16 protein-coding genes are annotated in these 19533 nt (G+C 61.5%); 7 read left to right on the top strand and 9 right to left on the bottom strand.

From position 1 onward, the window contains the following. The first annotated feature begins 50 nt into the window (after positions 1–50). Together ACSYS9_RS05315 and ACSYS9_RS05310 are read left to right on the top strand one after the other, a co-directional pair. Positions 51–599 (top strand): hypothetical protein, encoded by a 549-nt coding sequence (locus ACSYS9_RS05315; RefSeq protein WP_071228086.1) that lies wholly within the window; start codon positions 51–53, stop codon positions 597–599. An 81-nt stretch (positions 600–680) separates the two neighbouring features. Beyond that, positions 681–1277, top strand: a complete 597-nt coding sequence (locus tag ACSYS9_RS05310) for a DUF1439 domain-containing protein (RefSeq protein ID WP_012510326.1) — start codon at positions 681–683, stop codon at positions 1275–1277. A gap of 72 nt (positions 1278–1349) precedes the next feature. Here ACSYS9_RS05310 and ACSYS9_RS05305 read toward each other — a convergent pair whose 3' ends face one another. Then, positions 1350–1817, bottom strand: coding sequence for an SET domain-containing protein (locus ACSYS9_RS05305; RefSeq protein ID WP_012479369.1), 468 nt, complete (start codon positions 1815–1817; stop codon positions 1350–1352). A 209-nt stretch (positions 1818–2026) separates the two neighbouring features. Here ACSYS9_RS05305 and ACSYS9_RS05300 point away from each other — a divergent pair, with 209 nt between their 5' ends. The 5 genes from ACSYS9_RS05300 (at position 2027) to ACSYS9_RS05280 (ending at position 7329) form a co-directional block, all read left to right on the top strand. Then, the gene (locus ACSYS9_RS05300) at positions 2027–2482 is read left to right on the top strand and encodes an SUF system Fe-S cluster assembly regulator (protein ID WP_005408436.1); all 456 of its coding nucleotides are present in this window, start codon (positions 2027–2029) and stop codon (positions 2480–2482) included. Between the two features lie 17 nt (positions 2483–2499). Continuing rightward, the gene (gene sufB / locus ACSYS9_RS05295) at positions 2500–3975 is read left to right on the top strand and encodes a Fe-S cluster assembly protein SufB (RefSeq protein WP_043396952.1); all 1476 of its coding nucleotides are present in this window, start codon (positions 2500–2502) and stop codon (positions 3973–3975) included. A 74-nt stretch (positions 3976–4049) separates the two neighbouring features. Continuing rightward, positions 4050–4814 (top strand): Fe-S cluster assembly ATPase SufC, encoded by a 765-nt coding sequence (gene sufC, locus ACSYS9_RS05290; protein WP_019337095.1) that lies wholly within the window; start codon positions 4050–4052, stop codon positions 4812–4814. Further along, positions 4814–6076: a Fe-S cluster assembly protein SufD gene (gene sufD, locus ACSYS9_RS05285; protein WP_071228085.1), complete on the top strand. Its 1263-nt coding sequence runs from the start codon at positions 4814–4816 to the stop codon at positions 6074–6076. The genes sufC and sufD overlap by 1 nt, the downstream gene beginning before the upstream one ends. Then, positions 6073–7329 (top strand): cysteine desulfurase, encoded by a 1257-nt coding sequence (locus tag ACSYS9_RS05280; protein WP_071228084.1) that lies wholly within the window; start codon positions 6073–6075, stop codon positions 7327–7329. Before sufD ends, ACSYS9_RS05280 begins: the two co-directional genes overlap by 4 nt. A gap of 549 nt (positions 7330–7878) precedes the next feature. Here ACSYS9_RS05280 and ACSYS9_RS05275 read toward each other — a convergent pair. The 8 genes from ACSYS9_RS05275 to ACSYS9_RS05240 form a co-directional block, all read right to left on the bottom strand. Beyond that, positions 7879–8412, bottom strand: a complete 534-nt coding sequence (locus ACSYS9_RS05275; protein ID WP_239509104.1) for a hypothetical protein — start codon at positions 8410–8412, stop codon at positions 7879–7881. A 17-nt stretch (positions 8413–8429) separates the two neighbouring features. Further along, complete coding sequence (locus ACSYS9_RS05270; RefSeq protein WP_049462176.1) at positions 8430–8693, bottom strand: hypothetical protein; 264 nt, start codon at positions 8691–8693, stop codon at positions 8430–8432. A 246-nt stretch (positions 8694–8939) separates the two neighbouring features. Further along, on the bottom strand, positions 8940–9446 hold the full coding sequence (locus ACSYS9_RS05265) for a hypothetical protein (RefSeq protein ID WP_143048184.1): 507 nt from the start codon (positions 9444–9446) through the stop codon (positions 8940–8942). 1401 nt (positions 9447–10847) lie between these two features. Continuing rightward, positions 10848–11171 carry a hypothetical protein gene (locus ACSYS9_RS05260; protein WP_143048183.1) on the bottom strand — a complete coding sequence of 108 codons (324 nt, stop codon included), beginning with the start codon at positions 11169–11171 and terminating at the stop codon, positions 10848–10850. Positions 11172–11317: 146 nt separating this feature from the next. Then, positions 11318–12127 carry an RHS repeat domain-containing protein gene (locus ACSYS9_RS05255; protein WP_081352287.1) on the bottom strand — a complete coding sequence of 270 codons (810 nt, stop codon included), beginning with the start codon at positions 12125–12127 and terminating at the stop codon, positions 11318–11320. A gap of 648 nt (positions 12128–12775) precedes the next feature. Next, positions 12776–13237: a hypothetical protein gene (locus tag ACSYS9_RS05250; RefSeq protein WP_143048182.1), complete on the bottom strand. Its 462-nt coding sequence runs from the start codon at positions 13235–13237 to the stop codon at positions 12776–12778. A gap of 5 nt (positions 13238–13242) precedes the next feature. Further along, positions 13243–14181, bottom strand: a complete 939-nt coding sequence (locus ACSYS9_RS05245) for an RHS repeat-associated core domain-containing protein (RefSeq protein ID WP_080355180.1) — start codon at positions 14179–14181, stop codon at positions 13243–13245. Between the two features lie 3 nt (positions 14182–14184). Beyond that, entirely contained in the window at positions 14185–19503 is a 5319-nt protein-coding gene (locus ACSYS9_RS05240) for a wall-associated protein (RefSeq protein ID WP_440568870.1), read from the bottom strand. Positions 19504–19533 lie beyond the last annotated feature (30 nt).

Raw genomic sequence — 19533 nt, 5'->3', positions numbered from 1 at the left:
GCACAGCCGATACACTGCCTCCTTCCGTTCGCCTCGGGGAGGAGGCAGACATGCGCAGGTTCCTGATACTGCTCGCACCGCTGGTGCTGCTGGCCTGTTCCCGGCCGACATCGCAATCCGATCCAGCGGATGCCACACCGTCGGCCACGGCCGAGGCGGCTGCCCGCACGAAGTCACAGACCGCCGCAGAAGGCGATGCACCGGCCGTGCAGGCCATCGATGTCGAGCCCCTGTTTGCCGCCGTCGCGGCCGAGGCCGAGCTGCCGGCGGGAATGCTCAATGCCTATGTAATGGCCCTGCTCAATCGCGATCGCAAGGCCGTCGACGCCGCGTGGACCTTCCCGCCCAGCGATGCACGACGCGCCGACGATGCCGCATTGCGCCAGCTCACGGACGTGCGCAGCCTGCGCCTGACCAGCGAACTACCGATCGCGCGCGACGGTCACCAGCCGCCGCAGCTGCTGGAGGTTCCGGTACAGATCCGCGCAGTGACCCCTGAGGGCACCTTCCGCTTCGGTGGCTGGTACCGGGTGCAACCCCGTGCCGATGGCCGCGCCTGGCAGATCCAGTCGGCGCAACTGCGGCCAACGCTGGACTGAACCGTTGCAGCGGCATGCACGCGCGATTCAGCCGGCGCGGCTACTCTTTGATTCGTCCATTCATATCCACCGGTCACCGCCATGCGCCTGCGTTCCCTGATGACCCGCCTCGCGGCGTCCACCGTGCTGATCGCCGCTGCGATCGGCGCCCAGGCCGCCCCTTCCATCTCCGGCCGCGAACTGTCGGTCGGCGCCAGTGACGTGCAGCAGTACCTCGATGGCAGCTTCCCACGCACCCAGGACGCCCTCGGCGGCCTGATCGCGCTGACCATGAGCCATCCACAGCTGAGCCTTCCGGCCGGCGAACGGTTGAACCTGGGCATGGATGTGGCACTGGCCACCGCCGGTGGCAACCCGGCCAAGCTGGGCACGGTGAAGCTCAGCAGTGGACTGCGCTACGACGCGCAGACCCAGGGCTTCCACCTGCAGCAGCCCAGCGTGGATGACTTCACCCCGGCCAACCAGGGCGGTCGCCTCGATTCGCGCACCCGCGGCCTGCTCAATGCCTGGCTGAGCGACTACGCCCAGCGCGAACCGATCTACAAGCTGGACCCGGCCGTGGCCGGCCTGCTCGGCGCGCTGCAGGTGCAGTCGGCGCAGGTGAAGAACGGCAAGCTGGTGGTCACCTTCAACCAGAACCTGGGCAACCTGGTGCCGGCAGGCGTGCTGGGTAAGTAAGGTAGTGCCGGCCGCTGGCCGGCACGCTTTTCACATGTGTGCCGGCCAGCGGCCGGCACTACCCGCTGCGGGTCAGCGCTTGGGCTGCAGCATGGTGCCGGTGCACTTGGGCGAGCCGCAGCGGCACTCCCAGATCTTCTTCAGCTTGGCGGTGTGGCGCTCAGCCAGGGTGATGCCGTAGTTGTAGGTCAACTCTTCGCCGGCCTTGATGTCACGCAGCGCCTCGATGAACACCTTGTCGCCGCGGCTGTCGCCGTCCTCGTCTTCCTCGATCACCGCCTCGCAGTTCGGGTCGCAGCTGTGGTTGATCCAGCGCGCGTCATTGCCCTTGTAGTTGGCATCGATCACCCAGTCGTCGTTGAGGGTGAACAGGAAGGTATGACCACTTTCGACGTCGCCGCTGTCATCGGCATCAACGTCGCCGTGGCTGCGCAGCAGGCCCTTGTACTGGATCACGCGCTCGCCCTGCTTGATCGGGGCCACGGCGAACACGCCGTTGCCATGGATGGCGGACTTGCGGGCTTGGATCTTCTTCGGCATCGGCACGGGCTGTTTGCAGCGAATGGAACAGGGATTCTCGCGCATTCCGGGTGATTGCGAAAATCACCCCGTTGGCGCAGCATTGCGCCCTGGCAACGGCCCCGGTGTGTCCTCCCGACCCGGCCCCAGCGCCGGCTGAATGCCCGGGTTGGATGGCGGCGAATAAAAGCGTACAATTTCAGTCCGCTTTAAGAACCACTCGCATCCCCATGTTGCGCGTCACCAAACTCACCGATTACGCCACCGTCGTGCTGACCGTGCTCGCCGCCCGTCCGGGCGAGGTGCTCAGTGCCACCGAGCTGGCCGAATTCACCGGTCTGGAGCCGCCCACCGTCAGCAAGGTGCTCAAGCCGCTGGCCCAGGCCGGCCTGGTTGAAGGCCTGCGCGGCGTGCGTGGCGGCTACCGCCTGACCCGCCCGGCCATCGAGATCTCGCTGTTCGAAGTGGTCGAAGCGATGGAAGGGCCACTGGCCCTGACCGAATGCAGCCACGACCACCACCAGTGCGGCATGGCGCCCAAGTGCGGCGCGCGCAGCAGCTGGCGGCTGATCAACGACGTGGTTTCCGAGGCCCTGCGCGATGTCACCCTTGCGCAGATCCTGCCCCCTCTCCCCCTTGCCGATGACGAACAGCGCCGCACCATCGCTGTCGACGTCGTCTCCTGATCCGTAGGCAGCCCCCCATGGCCACCGAAACCATCGAAAACGTCGCCCACGACGACACCCCCAACCGCGAGATCCACGAGCAGCTCGGCCGCAAGTATTCGGCCGGCTTCATCACCGAGATCGAATCGGACTCCCTGCCGCCGGGCCTGGACGAGGACACCATCCGCGCCCTGTCGGCCAAGAAGGAAGAGCCGGAGTGGATGACGCAGTGGCGCCTGGACGCCTACCGCCACTTCCTGACCATGCCGATGCCGGACTGGGCCAAGCTGGAGATCGCGCCGATCGACCTGCAGGCGCTCAGCTACTACTCCGCGCCGAAGGGCCCGAAGTACGCCTCGCTGGATGACGTGCCGAAGGAACTTCTGGACACCTACGACAAGCTGGGCGTGCCGCTGCACGAGCGTGCCAAGCTGGCCGGCGTGGCGGTGGACGCGGTGTTCGACTCGGTGTCCGTCGGCACCACGTTCCGCAAGGAACTGGCCGAGAAGGGCATCATCTTCTGCTCGATGTCCGAGGCCATCAAGGAACACCCGGAACTGGTCCGCCAGTACCTGGGCACCGTGGTGCCGGTGGGCGACAACTACTTCGCCGCGCTCAACTCGGCGGTGTTCTCCGATGGCAGCTTCGTGTTCATTCCCAAAGGCGTTCGCTGCCCGATGGAACTGAGCACCTACTTCCGCATCAATGCCGGCCACACCGGCCAGTTCGAGCGCACCCTGATCGTGTGCGAGGACAAGGCCTACGTGTCCTACCTGGAAGGCTGCACCGCGCCGATGCGCGACGAGAACCAGCTGCACGCTGCGGTGGTCGAGCTGGTCGCGCTGGAAGACGCGGAGATCAAGTACTCCACCGTGCAGAACTGGTACCCGGGCGACGAGAACGGCGTCGGCGGCATCTACAACTTCGTCACCAAGCGTGCCGAATGCCGTGGTGCGCGCAGCAAGGTCACCTGGACCCAGGTCGAGACCGGCTCGGCGATCACCTGGAAGTACCCGTCCTGCGTGCTGCTGGGCGACGACTCGGTCGGTGAGTTCCACTCCGTGGCGCTGACCCATCACCGCCAGCAGGCCGACACCGGCACCAAGATGATCCACGTCGGCAAGCGCACCAAGAGCAAGATCGTCAGCAAGGGCATCAGCGCCGGCCGCGGCCAGAACACCTACCGCGGCCTGGTGCGTGTGGACCGCAATGCCGATGGCGCGCGCAACTACACCCAGTGTGATTCGCTGCTGATCGGCAAGCAGTGCGGCGCGCACACCTTCCCCTACATCGAGGTGAAGAACCCGGGCGCCACCGTCGAGCACGAGGCCACCACCTCGAAGATTTCCGACGACCAGCTGTTCTACTGCCGCGCCCGTGGCATCAGCCAGGAAGACGCGGTGTCGATGATCGTCGACGGCTTCTGCAAGCAGGTGTTCCGCGAACTGCCGATGGAGTTCGCGGTGGAAGCCAAGAAGCTGCTGGAAGTCTCGCTGGAAGGTTCGGTGGGCTGACCGCCCGCCCCTGCCCCTCGCAAACGCATTCTCTTTACCGGCGGGCCGCGGCCCGCCCCACGGAAACCCCCACCATGCTGAAGATCGAAAACCTCCACGCCCGCATCGGCGACAAGGAAATCCTCAAGGGCCTGTCGCTGGACGTCCAGCCCGGCCAGGTGCACGCCATCATGGGCCCGAACGGCGCCGGCAAGTCCACCCTGGGCAATGTCCTGGCCGGCCGCGACGGCTACGAAGTGACCGAAGGCAGCGTGCAGTTCGACGGCGTCGACCTGCTGGAGCAGGACCCGGAAGCGCGCGCCGCTGCCGGCCTGTTCCTGGCGTTCCAGTACCCGGTGGAAATCCCGGGCGTGAACAACACCTACTTCCTGCGCGCGGCACTGAACGCCCAGCGCAAGGCGCGCGGTGAGGAAGAACTCGATTCCATGCAGTTCCTCAAGCTGGTGCGCCAGAAGCTGGCCGTGCTGCACCTGAAGGACGAACTGCTGCACCGTGGCGTCAACGAAGGCTTCTCCGGTGGCGAGAAGAAGCGCAACGAGATCTTCCAGCTGGCCGTGCTGGAACCGAAGCTGGCGATCCTGGACGAGACCGACTCGGGCCTGGACATCGACGCGCTGAAGAGCGTGGCCGATGGTGTCAACGCACTGCGCGCCGCCGACCGTTCGTTCCTGGTCATCACCCACTACCAGCGCCTGCTGGACTACATCAAGCCGGACGTGGTGCACGTGCTGGCCGATGGCCGCATCGTCAAGAGTGGCGGCCCGGAGCTGGCACTGGAACTGGAAGCGCACGGCTATGATTTCCTGAAGGACCGGGTCGTGCCCGAGGCGGCGGTCTGATGAGCGCCCTGCTTGATTCGATGGCCCAGGCCTTCTGCGGCAGCGATGCGCGCCGCGAAGTGCTGGATGCGGCCCTGCGCGACGGCCTGCCGGCCGCCCGCAACGAAGCCTGGAAGTACACCTCGCTGCGCCAGCTGGAACGCCGTGCGTTCGCTGCGGCACCGCTGCAGGGCCCGGCGCTGGACGCCACGCTGCTGGACGACATCCCGGCGCCGCGCCTGGTGTTCGTCAATGGTCGCCTGGATGCCGCGCTGAGCGACGTGCAGGCCCTGCCGTCCGGCGTGCAGCTGCAGCCGCTGTCGGCCGCACTGGCCTCCGGCGAAGACGCCGTGCGTTTCCTTGGCCGCCGCTACGAACGCAGCGAGGAGATCTTCGCCCGCCTGAATGCCGCGCTGGCCGATGAAGGCGTGGTGTTGCGCGTGGATGAAGGCGTGCAGGTCGAAACGCCGCTGCAGCTGGTATTCGCCAGCGTCGCCGGCGACACCGACCTGGCCTGGCACCACCGTCACCTGATCGAACTGCGTGCCGGCGCCAGCCTGGGCGTGGTCGAGCATCGCTTCAGCGTGGGTGACTCCGCCCACCTGGACAACACCGTGCTGCATGCCCACGTCGCCCGTGATGCCGTGCTCAAGCACGCCCGCGTGCAGGCCGGCAGCGGGCGCCAGACCAGCTTCCTGCGCACCGACGCGGTGCTGGCCCGCGACGCGCAGTACCACCGCGTCGACCTGGAACTGGGCGCCGCGCTCAGCCGCCATGAACTGAACGTGCGCCTGGAAGGCGACAATGCCCAGCTGACCGCCAACGGCGTGCTGCTTGGCAATGGCCGCCGCCACGTCGAAACCCGCCTGGGCATCGACCACATCGCACGCGATACCGCCTGCGAACTGCTGTGGCGCGGCGTCGCCGCCAACCGCAGCCGCGTGGTGTTCCATGGTGGCATCCAGATCCGCGAAGGCGCCGATGGCACCGACGCGAACCTGTCCAACAAGAACCTGCTGCTGTCGGCCGATGCCGAGATCGACACCCAGCCGACACTGGTGATCGACGCCGATGAAGTGAAGGCCGCGCACGGCGCGACCGTCGGCCAGCTCGATGCCAATGCGCTGTTCTACCTGCGCTCGCGCGGCCTGCCGCAGGCACAGGCGCAGGCACTGCTGAGCGCCGCGTTCTGCCACGAGCCGCTGAAGATCCTGCCCGACGCACTGCGTGCGCAGCTGGCACGTCGCCTGGACAAGGCCCTCGCCGAGGCGGGTGTGGCATGAACCTGTCCACGCCGCGCCCGATCGAAGAACGCACCGGCGCCCCCGACTGGGACCGCGTCCGCCTCGACTTCCCGCTGCTGATGCGTGAAGTGCACGGCAAGCCGCTGGTCTATTTCGACAACGCCAACACCGGCCAGAAGCCAGTGCAGGTGATCGGCGCGGTGGACGAGTTCTACCGCCGCTACAACGCCAACGTCAGCCGCGCGGTGCATGCACTGGGCAGCGAAGCCACCGATGCCTACGAAGGCGCACGCAACAAGCTGGCGCGCTTCCTCAACGTGCGCCCCAGCGACCTGGTGCTGTGCAGTGGCACCACCTTCGCCATCAACCTGGTGGCCTACTCGTGGGCGCTGCCACGGCTGAAGGCCGGTGACGTGATCCTGATCACGCGCATGGAGCACCACGCCAACATCGTGCCGTGGCAGCTGGTCGCGCAGCGTACCGGCGCCAGCATCCGCGTGGCCGAGATCACGCCTGACGGCGCACTCGATCTGGATGCGCTGCGCGCGGCAATGACCCCGGAGGTCAAGCTGCTGGCGGTCACCCACGTCTCGAACGTGCTGGGCACGGTCAACCCGGTGCGCGAGATCTGCCGCGAAGCGCGCAAGCGCGGCATCATCACCGTGGTCGATGGCTCGCAGGCGGTACCGCACCGCAAGGTCGATGTCGCCGCGATCGGCTGCGATTTCTACGCCATTACCGGCCACAAGATGTGCGGCCCGACCGGCACCGGTGCGCTGTGGGCCCGTCGCGAGCACTTGGACGCGATGCCGCCGTTCCTCGGCGGCGGCGAGATGATCAAGGAAGTCAGCTTCGACGGCACCGTGTTCAACGATGCCCCGCACAAGTTCGAAGCCGGCACCCCGAACATCGCCGGTTTCATCGGCCTGGGCGTGGCTGCCGACTACTTGCAGCAGCTTGGCCAGGAGAACGTGGAAGCACGCGAAGCCGAACTGCTGGCGCACTTCACCGAAGAGCTGCGCCGCGTTGACGGCCTGCGCATCATCGGCGAAGCGCCGGAGAAGGCCGCGGTGGTCTCGTTCCTGATCGACGGCGCGCATGCCCACGATCTGGCCACCCTTCTGGATCTGGAAGGCGTGGCCGTGCGCTCTGGCCAGCACTGCGCGCATCCGCTGCTGCAGTACTTCGGCGTCGCCGCCACCTGCCGTGCCTCGCTGGCGTTCTACAACACGCACGCCGAGATCGAGCGCTTCATGACCGCGCTGACCAAGGTGCGCAAGCTGCTGGGCTGAGGATTCGCAAGAATCGGGGAAGTATGAGAACGCCGCAGGAAACTGCGGCGTTTTTTTATTGCGCGCTGGACGCAAGCAAGCAGAGGCGTGACCGGGAAACACCGAGTGATGCCAGGAACGGGCAATCTCACCGTAATGCCGATCCATCCACCATCAACGGCCTTGAGGCGCCGCCCCCTACATGCCGACAAGCATGGATACCCCGGAGGCAATCAGGAAGACGTACATCACCACGACGCCCCTCAACACCCACCGTTCCCCCTGATGGAGCGTCTGCCCTTTGGAAGTAAGGGCAAGCACTGCAATACCGCGCAAGCACCTAAGCCACCAATCAACCTTGATGATTCCGACTGCAGCGAGTACTTCCGGCCGTTCACGCTCGATTTTAAGCAACATCCTGTGAGCCGCAAATGCGTTTATCCACATGGCACCTAGAATGATGGAAGCCCAAATGGGGAAGCTTTCAACAAACCCTGGCACTCAGCTCCTCCTTTTGAGGCTACTCCAGCACATAGCACCTGCACACCCAATCTTCTACGCAGCAATCAGCTATGGAGTCGATGCGCTCAATGGCGCAAGAAGACCCTTGACGTACCCACCGAGGCCAACTACGTCCTCAGCTGTGCCAAGCAGGTCCCGTCGCATCATCTTCTGGACATGCTCTACACCACCAAGTCGCGCGACAACATTCGCAAGGAAAGTGACATCTCCCGCAAACAACGTCACGTCCTGATCCAGCTTTACAACCCAGCGACCATCATGCGAATACAAATAATGATCACGCATGAAGTTCCCATCTTCGAGCCAGTAGGAGCGCAGGCCATCCAGACCTCGCTCAATTTCCACGGGGCTTCCCCCGTCGAAGCACTCTGAACATCGAACCGCGCACATCGCGATATCTGCAAAGTTCTCCGAAAGTACTTTCAGCCACGCCACCCAAACATCATTCGGAGCAAAATCCTCATACAGGTTGCGATCAAACGCCATCCCCGCCCAGTCTTCCCGGAGAAGAGGGAGATCCGGAGGGGTAGCATCCGAGAGGGATGCCGCAATGAAGTCTGGCAAGCAACATTTATTGCTCATGGCTTCTCTGACTGCACTCAAGCCCACTCATCAATACTCTGCCTAACGGCCAACACCTGTGCTTCGGCATAGCGGGGATCGCGAATACGGATATCGGCGTCATCAAGATAGTGCCATATCACGTGAGGAACCCCGATTTCATACGAAATTGACCGAAGCACGTCCTTGATAAATTCCGCCCTCTGGTACCAGCCAGACGCCTGTTCCACGGAAGCAGGCTCGGATTCCAACAGTCTCCGCAGACAGGCTAAAACGAGATTCTTTTCATCGATAGCGCTCAATGCGAAACCTCATATTCATCAACCAAGAGGAAATTCCCCCAAAGTCTATCGACGTGATCGATCAGTTCGCAATGGAAGCCGTGGCGTTGTCCTTCCCGTGGTTGCGCATGCTGCCCCACTGCACGTCGACCTTAAACATCATCTGCAGAGGTATGTAGTGACCTGTCGGCACCCGCCTCGGACACCAGCAGAAGAATCCCTGTTATCACGAACCGCTTCATGGGAGCCGCGATTGATACTTGAAACTCACTTCAGATCTTCGAGATCAACGGACACGTCTCCGAAAGTCGCTCTTGGAATCGGACCTGGGACCCTCAACGACTGAACGTCAAGCGGGGCATGCATTTCGCCGAGAAGAAGATCATCCGTCGACCCGTCCGTCTTCCTAAGCCTGAACTCTCCAGTCACTGATACCCACGAATAGGCATACCGATTAAACACGTCACGCTGGAGATCTATTGGGCCCTTGATGCGAACTTGGGTCTCCTCAGTCACTCCAGCTTCGAACAGCTCCTTGCTGGAGTTCAATACAAAGAGCCCCCGACTAACTCCGAGATAGCCCTCCACGCGTATCGATTTCCCATCGAATAGACGGGGGGTCGAAGCCAGCGCCCGGAAGCTGACTCGGCAAGCGGAGCTGCCCTCGACCCCACCGGTCTTTCCAGACGGTGCGCCCCCACCTTCTTGATACCTGCAACCAGCCCCATAGAAAATAAAAACAATAACCATGAAAAACCGGAACTTAAATTTCATGCCCATACCTCCGCGTCGCCATCCAGCGCCATGGATACCCGCTCACTTTCTTCGCTCCACACCCACAAACCCAAGCCCCCCCCTGTCAGCCGAAAAATTCACTGAATCACTGATAGCCAAGCTCATCAACAAAAGCCCTGCACTTGGAATCCCAATCGACATGAAATGACTTCAGCTCATCGGACTGCAGTTTCCCATTGTCCGAACGATTCATTACTGCATATCCGCGCCGCCCTCTCACTGCCCCTCAGTAGCGGTGCCGTATACATCCCATCCGACCGCCGCGACGCCTTATACGGGCCACGCGCACCAATACCGCGAGTGCCGTCCGAATCAGTGGGGAGTCAGCCCTTTTTCCAGCCGACAGCTCACCCTCGACCTCTCGGCAATAGTCATCACGCACTCATTCACAGGAAGCCCACAGGTGTCCGCCGACCTGACGACACCTTGATGATCGGCCAAGACGAAATATACCCTCTCCCTTTCGCTTCCAGCCTGATCAAATGATTTCCTGACATCAATTAAATGTACCCTACATATTTGCGCTTCTGGCACGCTCCCGGAAGAACTAAAAACTGACTCGAGCGCAAGTGCGTAGTTATTAGCCGCTGCGTTTCCCGGCTCATGATTTATGACCACACCCAAACCTTCATCTCTTCCGCCACAGGCTGTAAGCCCTAACAAGCAAAGCGCCGCTACAATAATATCGACCAGCCGCCCAAAGCGATCAAGCACTTGGGGATTTTTCACTGAAATACCTCCCAAAACTTAGCGCATCCGCAATCTACATCCTTTCACAGAACCCGATCATTCGCTTCAAAATGACCGAGGCACACTGGTCTTCGTCAATACCGCAAGTCCCCGCAGTCAAGAACTTCCCGCCGCCATCAGTCAATACATAGAAGATCCTTCTATTTCTCTGACCCTCCCGAGAGAGTTCGAGCTGCGATACCACCAACTCTGCATTCACTTCCCGCGCCCCATCCACAGGGCGCGAATGTATTACCTCATCCATATCAGCATGAATCTTCTGAGATGAGGAGCTGTCGTGGTCTTGGTTGGCCACCCGAAGAAGACAACCGCGGTTCTGCACACAGGAGGCAAGAAGCGGCATCGATAAGGCAGCAGATAGAAAAACTATGATCCTCATCGAAACCTGCCCATCCAATGACCTCGAGTTCAAACCAGAATACGCTCCACACCACCCGTTCCTATCATTGAATCCGAACGAATTATTATGGACATTCGCGCAATTGCAACCTCTAATTGGAAATCCCCACCCCGCAAGGTGGAATCCCGACCCGTTCATGCCGCAACCTCTGAAGATCCATCTCCATCAATTCGCGCGTAGTCTCCGGCGGATCAAGACGCAAGCCTTCCTCGAGGATTTGCATTGCGCGCCTACAGCCCCCCCGCCTTGCTCAAGGGAGAGGAACAGTGCCAATCGCTGCATTGAACTAACGTCAATTCGTGCGACTCCTCAAGCCAGTAGCGATACCGCTCCATGTCGCCACGCGTCGAGTAGTGCCATTCGAGCTTTAGACGGGCCTCTGCACTCCCGTTTTCAGCCATCGAAGTCTGACGTTCCAACTCCTCCTCGGAAAGGGCCAGACTTGGCGCCTCATCATATTTCTCATTTCGGGAAAGCCGCTCTTCCTGGGGCTCCCCGTTACCGCAGCCAACAAGCAGCAAAGACAAAGCAACAGAATTCGAAAGAATTTTCATTGCTTCACCTTCACCATTTCTACTCTACGAATTCTGGACCCCAATTCAGGCTCAGCAAACTGATAGGATATTGAACCATCAGCTTTGATCGTAATCGAACGAATGGCGGGACCTGCCGGCCCCGTCCCGCCAGGCGAGAACCTCTGTCATACACCTGCACCTCCGGTTCCGTTCTCACCCATACTGACACGGAGCGTCATATCATCTCCAGGCTTGTAGTTTTTTGGATAGCGAGCGAATCCGTTGGGAGCATATACGGACGACTTATTCAGGTTCGCCCATCCCTGAGAAAAAGCCTTTGCCTGACCGATTTCCGTCCCCAAGTGGCAACCTGCCATGAATATTTCCTGGCCCTGTTTTAGCCCAAACTGGGTCCGAGCCATATCCCAGGAGCTGACTGTGGAGTAGTTTTCCATGCGCCCCCCTCGCTGGTCCTGAATGACCATGTTATTGGCGTGCCCTGCGACCGTGAACTTGCCCGGAATGTTGAGCGCATCTCCTCCTGCTCTCAGCCCGTTCGGATCAGCTTCACCGAACACGTTCATGTCTGCCCTGCCGTCCGGATCCTTGAACTTATACAGATTGGCAGAAGCATAGCGATAGCGATTGAATGAAGCCCCTTCCGAACTAGCTGCAACTGGATCAGCCCCCAGAAATGCGACAGTTTGGAAGTCATAATATCGCTGCTGCATGTAACTCAGCCCGGCCCCCGATTCCGTCACATGCCCCGTATATCCCGGCCCATCCTTCAACGGCCGATTCACCACCGCCCCATACGGCTCATGGATTGTACGCTCGATGACGTTTCCGCTGGCATCGGTGATCGCCACCGGTGAACCCAATGCATCAGTGTGGATGTACTCGACCACTTCCTGGGCGGTCGCTGGCGCCATACAGGCCACCAGCACCACTATCGCAAGCACCACTCGAATCAACAACAAAGAGAGTCCATTCATGGCTTAGTCCCAGCTCGGTACACTCTGGGTGACAGGATGGTTGCTCCACCACGGCAAGCAATCTTCTGCATTGCAGGCACGCGCGCGATACTCATGCGCGCAATAGGTCCCGCCACTCGACTGCACGTAGGTCTTGCCGCGAAAAAATGCCGATGACGCAGTCTCCCGTTGCGACTGGCGCTTCAGCAGCCTGCAAGATAGCTACGCTTAAGAAGAGGCCCCATTCGGTGGACGTATCGCGTCTGCACAAGGCTGCTACGAACTCTTCCCGCGTAGCAAGCCAACGAAAAGAGGTATGTAGCCCACCGTGAACGCCGCCAGAAGTATGAGCGCCCATTCAATGAATGAAATCCATGTATGCCCGTACACCAGACGCAACAATCCATAGCTTACGATCGTGAAAACAGCAGTTTTCGCGTAATACACGGCGACGCCCTTCAAGATCAATTTGATCTTCATATTGGACCGACCAGGATTTCGTAGGCAACTCAGAGCCATAATCAATGATAACGAGAGGGGTGTCTATGGTGAGCAAGCAGTACAGTCTCCTCAACCTGAGCTGTCATTGCCTCTCAGGTTGCCGGCCAGCGGCCCGCACTGCCCGGGAGTTCTTCAGAGCATCCCTAAACAACGACGTTAGTCACACCTTCAAGAGAACGGATTGGAGATGGCCGCATAAATCGCCTCAGGCGGCCCATCAAATCCGAACGCCTCTCTATGCATCATCTCCTCAATATAACGATGCTTTTCTATGTCCCCGGGATATGGGCTTGCCACCCCAAGAAAGTCACGACCACCAACAGCTATAACAAAGCGCTCATGAACATCCCAATAACACAATGAGCCCGACGAATCATGGCGCAGCACAACTTCAAAACCCGCGGCACGACTATCAATCTCATAGATATCGTAGGCATCAGCAATGAGAACATCCTCAATCTGCCTGCCATTATCAGATATCCTCGACAGCAGCGGCCGATCACTCCCAGAGACCTTGGAAAATGCGAGCCACATAAAATAGCAATCTACAATTGACAACGACCACGGGTATACAGCATTACCCCGCCCCTTCACATACCTCATGAATAGCGTGGAATCATCACCAAACATGCCACCTACTCCTCTTTAAATCTAACTTTAATAACCTCTTTAATCTTGGTTCCGGTTCGTTCAGCGCTGAGCCGAACTGAAGTCTCGCCCGAACCATCCCTTGTAATTCTTGCACTCATCTGAACCACTGAGCCGTCGCCCAGTTTCCCTAACTGCCCCCCATCCCGCGCCTCAGACTGACCGCGAGTCAATATATTGAACATTTTTTTTGCGCCAGCGGCGCCACCATGCCCCTCGTACTGGTTGGTTCTTCTGCCAGCACGCCCCCCGGTGGGACCCAACTGATCTGCAACCGAGTCAATGTACTTCCGTGCTTGGGAAAAATCCTTCCCGGCCATTATGGCGCCACGCATTGCCGCAGCCAACGCTGAAACGAATCCTCCACCCTCTATCGCTGCACCACCGGTTGTGCCCGCGACCGCCGATCCTCCAACAATTCTCAGCATCAGACGGCCATCTCGCCCGACTTGCTGTTGTGCCTGATCAAGGGTCAGGCAGCTGGAAGTGTCGTGGCAAGAACGTGGATCCGACACTTGACGCCCATCTGGGTCAGTAAAGCGGTAGGGATTGCCATCTCCGTACCTGTAGCGACTGAACTGTCCAATCGGGCTCTGATATGCAGCGACCGGATCGACAGACAGAAAGCCTGCCAACGCAGGATCATAGTACCGCTGCTGCATGTAACTCAGCCCGGTCCCCGAGTCCGTCACATGCCCCGTATATCCCGGCCCATCCTTCAACGGCCGATTCACCACCGCCCCATACGGCTCATACACCGTACGCTCGATGACGTTTCCGCTGGCATCGGTGATCGCCACCGGTGAACCCAGTGCATCAGTGTGGATGTACTCGACCACTTCCTGGGCGACTGCCGGAGCCACGCAGGCCGCCAGCACCACCACCGCGAGTACCGCCCGAATCAACAGCGAAGAGAGTCCATTCATGGCTTAGTCCCAGCTCAGTACACCTTGGGTGACCGGCCGTTCGGCCGACCATGGGGAGCAACCGCCTGCATTACAGGCACGCACGCGATACTCATGCGCGCAGTAGGTCCCGCCATTCGACTGCACGTAGGTCTTGGGGCCCGTGTAAAGACGCTTGCCACCGCCACCGCTTTCAAGCTGATACTCGGTTGCGTCTGCCACCAGACTCCATCCTGCAGAGCACTGGACCTGATAGGGCGGCCTGCGGGTCGTCAACCACTCTGCTAGATAGAGACTCGTCGCCCCCGGCGGCAGCACCACCGCGACAGTCACGACTCCCGAGTACGGACTGCACCCCGCGAAATTGCACGCCCTCACGCGATAGGCGTAGCTGCCTTTACCACGGCTGGCACCAAAGCTGTTCCCGTCGCCGTTATGCACCACCGTCCAGCCACCACCGTTGGCGCTCTCCTCCAGCACGAAGCTCTCGCTGTTGGCCGGCACCGACCAGCTCAGGCTGTACTGCGGCACGTTCACCAGGCCCGGCGCACTGATCACCGGCTCGATCGTCGGCGGCCCGATCACCGCTACCGTCGACGTAGCCGACCACGGTCCGCAGCCCGCGCCATTGCAGGCGGCAACCCGATAGCCATAGTTGCCCACACCGCGCGCAGCGGTGGCATAGGAACCCGCGTTGCCGTCGAACAGCGTGACCCATCCGCCACCATTGCTACTCTCCTGCAGGGTGTAACGCGTGGCACCAGCCACCCCGTTCCAGCCAATACCAATACTGCCCGGCGCAGCGCGTGCCGGCGCAGAGAGTCCGGGCGCAGTGGCAGGCGGATATACGACCGTCACCGCAGCCGTGGCGCTGTATCCCGTGCACCCTACCGGGTTACATGCGCGAACCCGGTAGTTGTAGCTTCCCGCTGCCTTGCCACTGAAGGCCTTGGACTGACCGATGGCGTTGTGCACCTGGGCCCAAGCGCCACCATTGGCGCTTTCCTCCAGCTCATAGCGCTCGGCACCGGAAGCCGCAGACCAAGCTACGTTGTAGCTGCCGTTGAAGGCTGTGGCAGGCACGTTCAGGGTCGGCACGGTGGATGGCGCCAATGCCACGGCCACTGACGCGACATTGCTCCATCCGCCGCACACCGCCCGGCAGCCGCGCACCCGGAATTGATAGGTCCCCGTGACCAGGCCTGTGCTGGTGAACGATTGCGCCGCGCCATCGAAGACTGTGCTCCAGGTGCCCGCAAGGGCACGCTGCAACTCATAGCGGTTGGCACCGCCGGCCGGGCTCCAGGTCAGGTTCACGCTGCCCTGGGTGATGTAGCCCGGCGCACTCAGCGCGGGAACGCTGGGTGCCGCTTCGCCATGCACCTGGGAAACCAAACTGCCTGACAGGTAGAGATAGTCGGTCTGCTTGCCGGTACGTTCGTTGCGCTGGAATCGCAGCACGCCGCCGTTGTCGTAGAACGAGTAGATTGCCCCCTTGCCACTGGCGCTGGCCTTCACCCGACGGCCGTGGGCGTCGTACTCGTAGCTCTCTGCTGTTCCGGCCGCGCGCAGCCGGTTGCCGTAGTCAAACGCGAAAGCCTGACCATTGCGCACCGAAAGATTGCCCTGCACGTCATAGCCAAGACCGGTCACGGTTGCGCCGGTTCCGGTTTCAATCACGTTGACCAGTCGATTGGTCGGATCGAAGTAGTGCGTACGATCGCGGCTGCCGACCTTGGCACGGCGCAGGTTGTCCAACGCGTCATACTCATACAAGGCGTTGCCGAAGCCCGGCGCAGTGACCGTCCGCAACCGGTCCAGGCCGTCATAGGTCATGTCCCGGTTGCCGGGCGCCCCGGGCAGACCATCGGAAATGGCCATCACGTTGCCACCAGCATCGTAGTCATAGCTGTCATCCAGCACTGCGGCCGCTGCAGTGGCATCGCGGCTGCGGTCGGGCAGCCCGCGGGCATTCTGGGTCAACGTGTGCACGATTCCGTTGCCATATACGAAGCGGGCCAACGCGCCGTTGGCAAAGTAACTGGCCTCCTTCGCATAGCCGCCGACCGTCGTCGCCCGACCCAGTGCGTCCGGCGTATAGCTGACGACACGCCCACCCGGATAGGTATTGCTGGCCAGTGTGCCGTTGGCATCGTAGCCATAGGCCAGGCTCAGGCTTCCCAGATCCGGATGCTGCAGGGTTTCGCCGCTGAGCAGGCGGCGGCGGTTGTACTGGTAGCGGTTGACGACCATCGGCCGGGCCGGATCGTTCTGCGTGCTGATCTCGGCCGGCAGACCATCAGGCGCGTAGGACCAGTTCTGATTTCCGCGCCCATCCGGGAAGATCAGGGACGACAAGCGGTTGGCGGCGTCGTAACTACGCTTCACCGCACGTCCGCTGGCCAGGGCTTCACTTCGGTTGCAGTCGGTGGTGCTGGTCAAACCCGTGCCGGCCGCCGACCACAGCACGTTTCCTGCCGCGTCGTAGTCCTGCACGGTCGCACCGGTTTCCGGCTCGATGGTCTTGCACAGCTGCTGGTAGCCGTCATAGACGTAGCGGCGGGTGAGCGACTGGCTGCCGTCTGCATTGCGGCGGGTGATCGCCAGCGGCTTGCCCAGCGTGTCGCGCTGGATCTCGGTCACCACGCCTTCCGGGTGCTGCAGCGTCAGCGGCATCTCGTAGCTGGGCTGGTCGTAGGCAAGGTGACGGGTCGTCGTGGCCTGGCCGCGGGGGTTGGTCACCTTCACCGAAAGGTTGCCCACGTACTCGGTGCGGGTAACCAGTGCCCCAAGCTCGGACGATTGACTGACCACGGTGGGGCGGCCCAACGCGTCGTACTGCGTCGTGGTGCCGGTCAGGGCGGCATTGATATCGGAGAGCTGCCGCGTGGGATACGAGGCAAACACGGTCTTGCCGCTGGTGTCGTAGCGGGTCACCACGGCGCTGTCCAGCACGTTGTTGGCGTTCTCGGTCACCAGCACCGGGCGGAACATCGCATCCAGGTAGGTATCCGTGCGCCGCCCGCCCTGCGTGCGCGAGTGCTTCCATGCGCCGGCGGGCACCCCCAGCTGCGCGCCACCCAGTCGCTGCAGGTCCATGGTTACGCCATTCCAGTTCACGCTGTCGCCGCCAGGGAACTGCTGGCTGCGCAGCCTGCCCATGCTGTCGTAGCTGAAGCTGGTGGTTGCGCCGGTTTCGTCGGTCAGCGAGGTGATCCAACCGTTGTCGTCGACGGCAACCGTGCGCACCGCACCATTGGGCGCTTCGGGCGTGGCCGGCATGCGGAGCTGCTGCGGAACACCACGCTTCCATCCCGACAGATGGCTGGTATTTCCACGGCCATCGGCCACCGAGGCAACCGTGCCATCGGCTGCATAGGTCACCTGCTGCGCCAGGCGGCCAAATGCGTAGGCGCGCAGCGGCAGTGCTTTGGCCGTATCGAATTCGGTGCGGGACTGTTCGATGCCATTGAGCACACTGCGCGCTGTCTGGCCGTTCACCCATAGCGCGGGATTGTCGTAGTAGCTGGTGCTGGTGGTGCGACTCTGGCCAGCGGAATTCGCTTCGACGACGGTGACTTCGCGCGCAAATGCATCAAAGGCCTGCACGGTGCGGGTGAACTGCACGCCATCCTGTTCCACAACAGTGGATTGAACGGGGCGGTTGTAATGGGCCTTGAGATCGCTCGCACCGTACTTGAAGTCCTTGCCAGCCTCTTTCGGGAAGGGCGCCGCATCCAGCTGGGCATCTGGATAGTAGTTATTGCGGTCAACGCGCACGACCGAGCCGCCCGATCGCGTTGTCGTGGACAGCAACAGGCCGTCGTTGTAGGCAACTTCCTTGCCGAACTCGTAGACGCGAACGACACCATCGGGCAACGTCTCGGTGGTGATCTTCGGCTCTGCCTGGCCTACGGGGATTACTGGACCGCCCAGGTCCTGGGCGAAAGCACCATTGAGATTGGTGTATTGATAGGTCCACTGTGCAGTGGGCATGCCCGGACCGCTGATGGTCTTGGTCACCAGCGACATTGCGTCACGGTAGACCGGCGTGTAGTTCCAGCCATCGGCAAACAGGTGATTGTCACCAGAGGTCTGGCAATCCAGCTTCACATTCTTGCGCCCATGGCGGAACGGACGGAACAGGAACGTTCCCAACGCACCCGACGGATGCTGGATACTCAGGGTGATCTCGCTGGCCACGATCTTGTTGACGCGCGAGCATGTGGCCGGGTAGTCCATGTACTCCCAGATGCCCTGCCCGATGTAGTCGGCGTACTTGTGGGTGACTGACAGCGGCGGCAGGTTGTAGACCCATTGGGTTCCGTCCGGCAGCGTCACTGTCCGCAGGATATCGGCCTCCGTGTACCCGTAAATCCAGGTGCGCCCTGCAGCGGTTGCGGATGCGATCAGTCCTTTCGCGTTGTAGGCCAGGCTGATCTCGCGGCCATCGTTGGCAACCATGCGCAACAGCCGGTCGCCGCTCCACTCGTAGCGCACCCAGTTGCCGAAGCGATCCACAACCTGCGATGGGTACAGGAACACAAGCTTTCGATTCAGCAGTGCATTGCTTTCAGGTCCGTAGGGTTGCAGCGTTGCACCGTTGTGGGGCTTGGCGACCATCCAGTCGAAGTAGTACTTGGTGCCGTCGGGAGCATGGCCAAGGAAGCCTTGTCCCGGCTGTCCACTCTTCAGGGCGGTCAGGCAACTGAACGTCCAGCCGCCCTTGGTATTCCAAGGCGCCGGTTCGCCAAACTGTGGCTGCGGCTGACGCGCATCACCGCTGCCTCCCAGGACCGGCTCACCGCCACCACCTGGCAGGGAGAGGCGCACGCCATCCCAGAAAGTATTGGGATAGAAATTTACGGTTTGGGTGCGGCGACGGTTCCAGACCTCCAGTGACGGAGGCGCCGCCACCGTACTGCAGCGCGCAGCGGGCGCCCAATAGCCGACAGCAGCGGTCTCCGGCAGATCGCCATAGACGCCGGACATGGACGGAATATCCAGATCCCAATCCGAGAATGGGCTCTCACTACTGCGATCGCCATCGCGATAGCTGCGGCCCAAGGTCATCGTCAGGCTGCCATTGCCCGGAATCGAAACATCCGTGGCCTTGAAGCTGATCGAACCGTCATAGAGGTTGACCTGCTCGCCGAAGATCTCGCCCTTCAGCGGTTCGACAAGGTCCCCGTACTTCAGTCGCTTGTCGTACTCCTGGCGCCAGGTGGGAACGATCTGGGCTGAAACGCCGACCGGTGCCAGCACACACAGGGCAATGAAACCGAGAAACAGACCCTTGGCAGCCGTTGCGGCGCGCGGATGAGAAATGAGGCGAGACTGCATGAAGATCCTCCCTGGATCGACGTCCCTGTG

Source organism: Stenotrophomonas sp. STK17_22, assembly GCF_051983905.1.
GTDB lineage: Bacteria > Pseudomonadota > Gammaproteobacteria > Xanthomonadales > Xanthomonadaceae > Stenotrophomonas > Stenotrophomonas maltophilia_A.
This window is presented reverse-complemented; position numbering and strand designations above follow the sequence as displayed.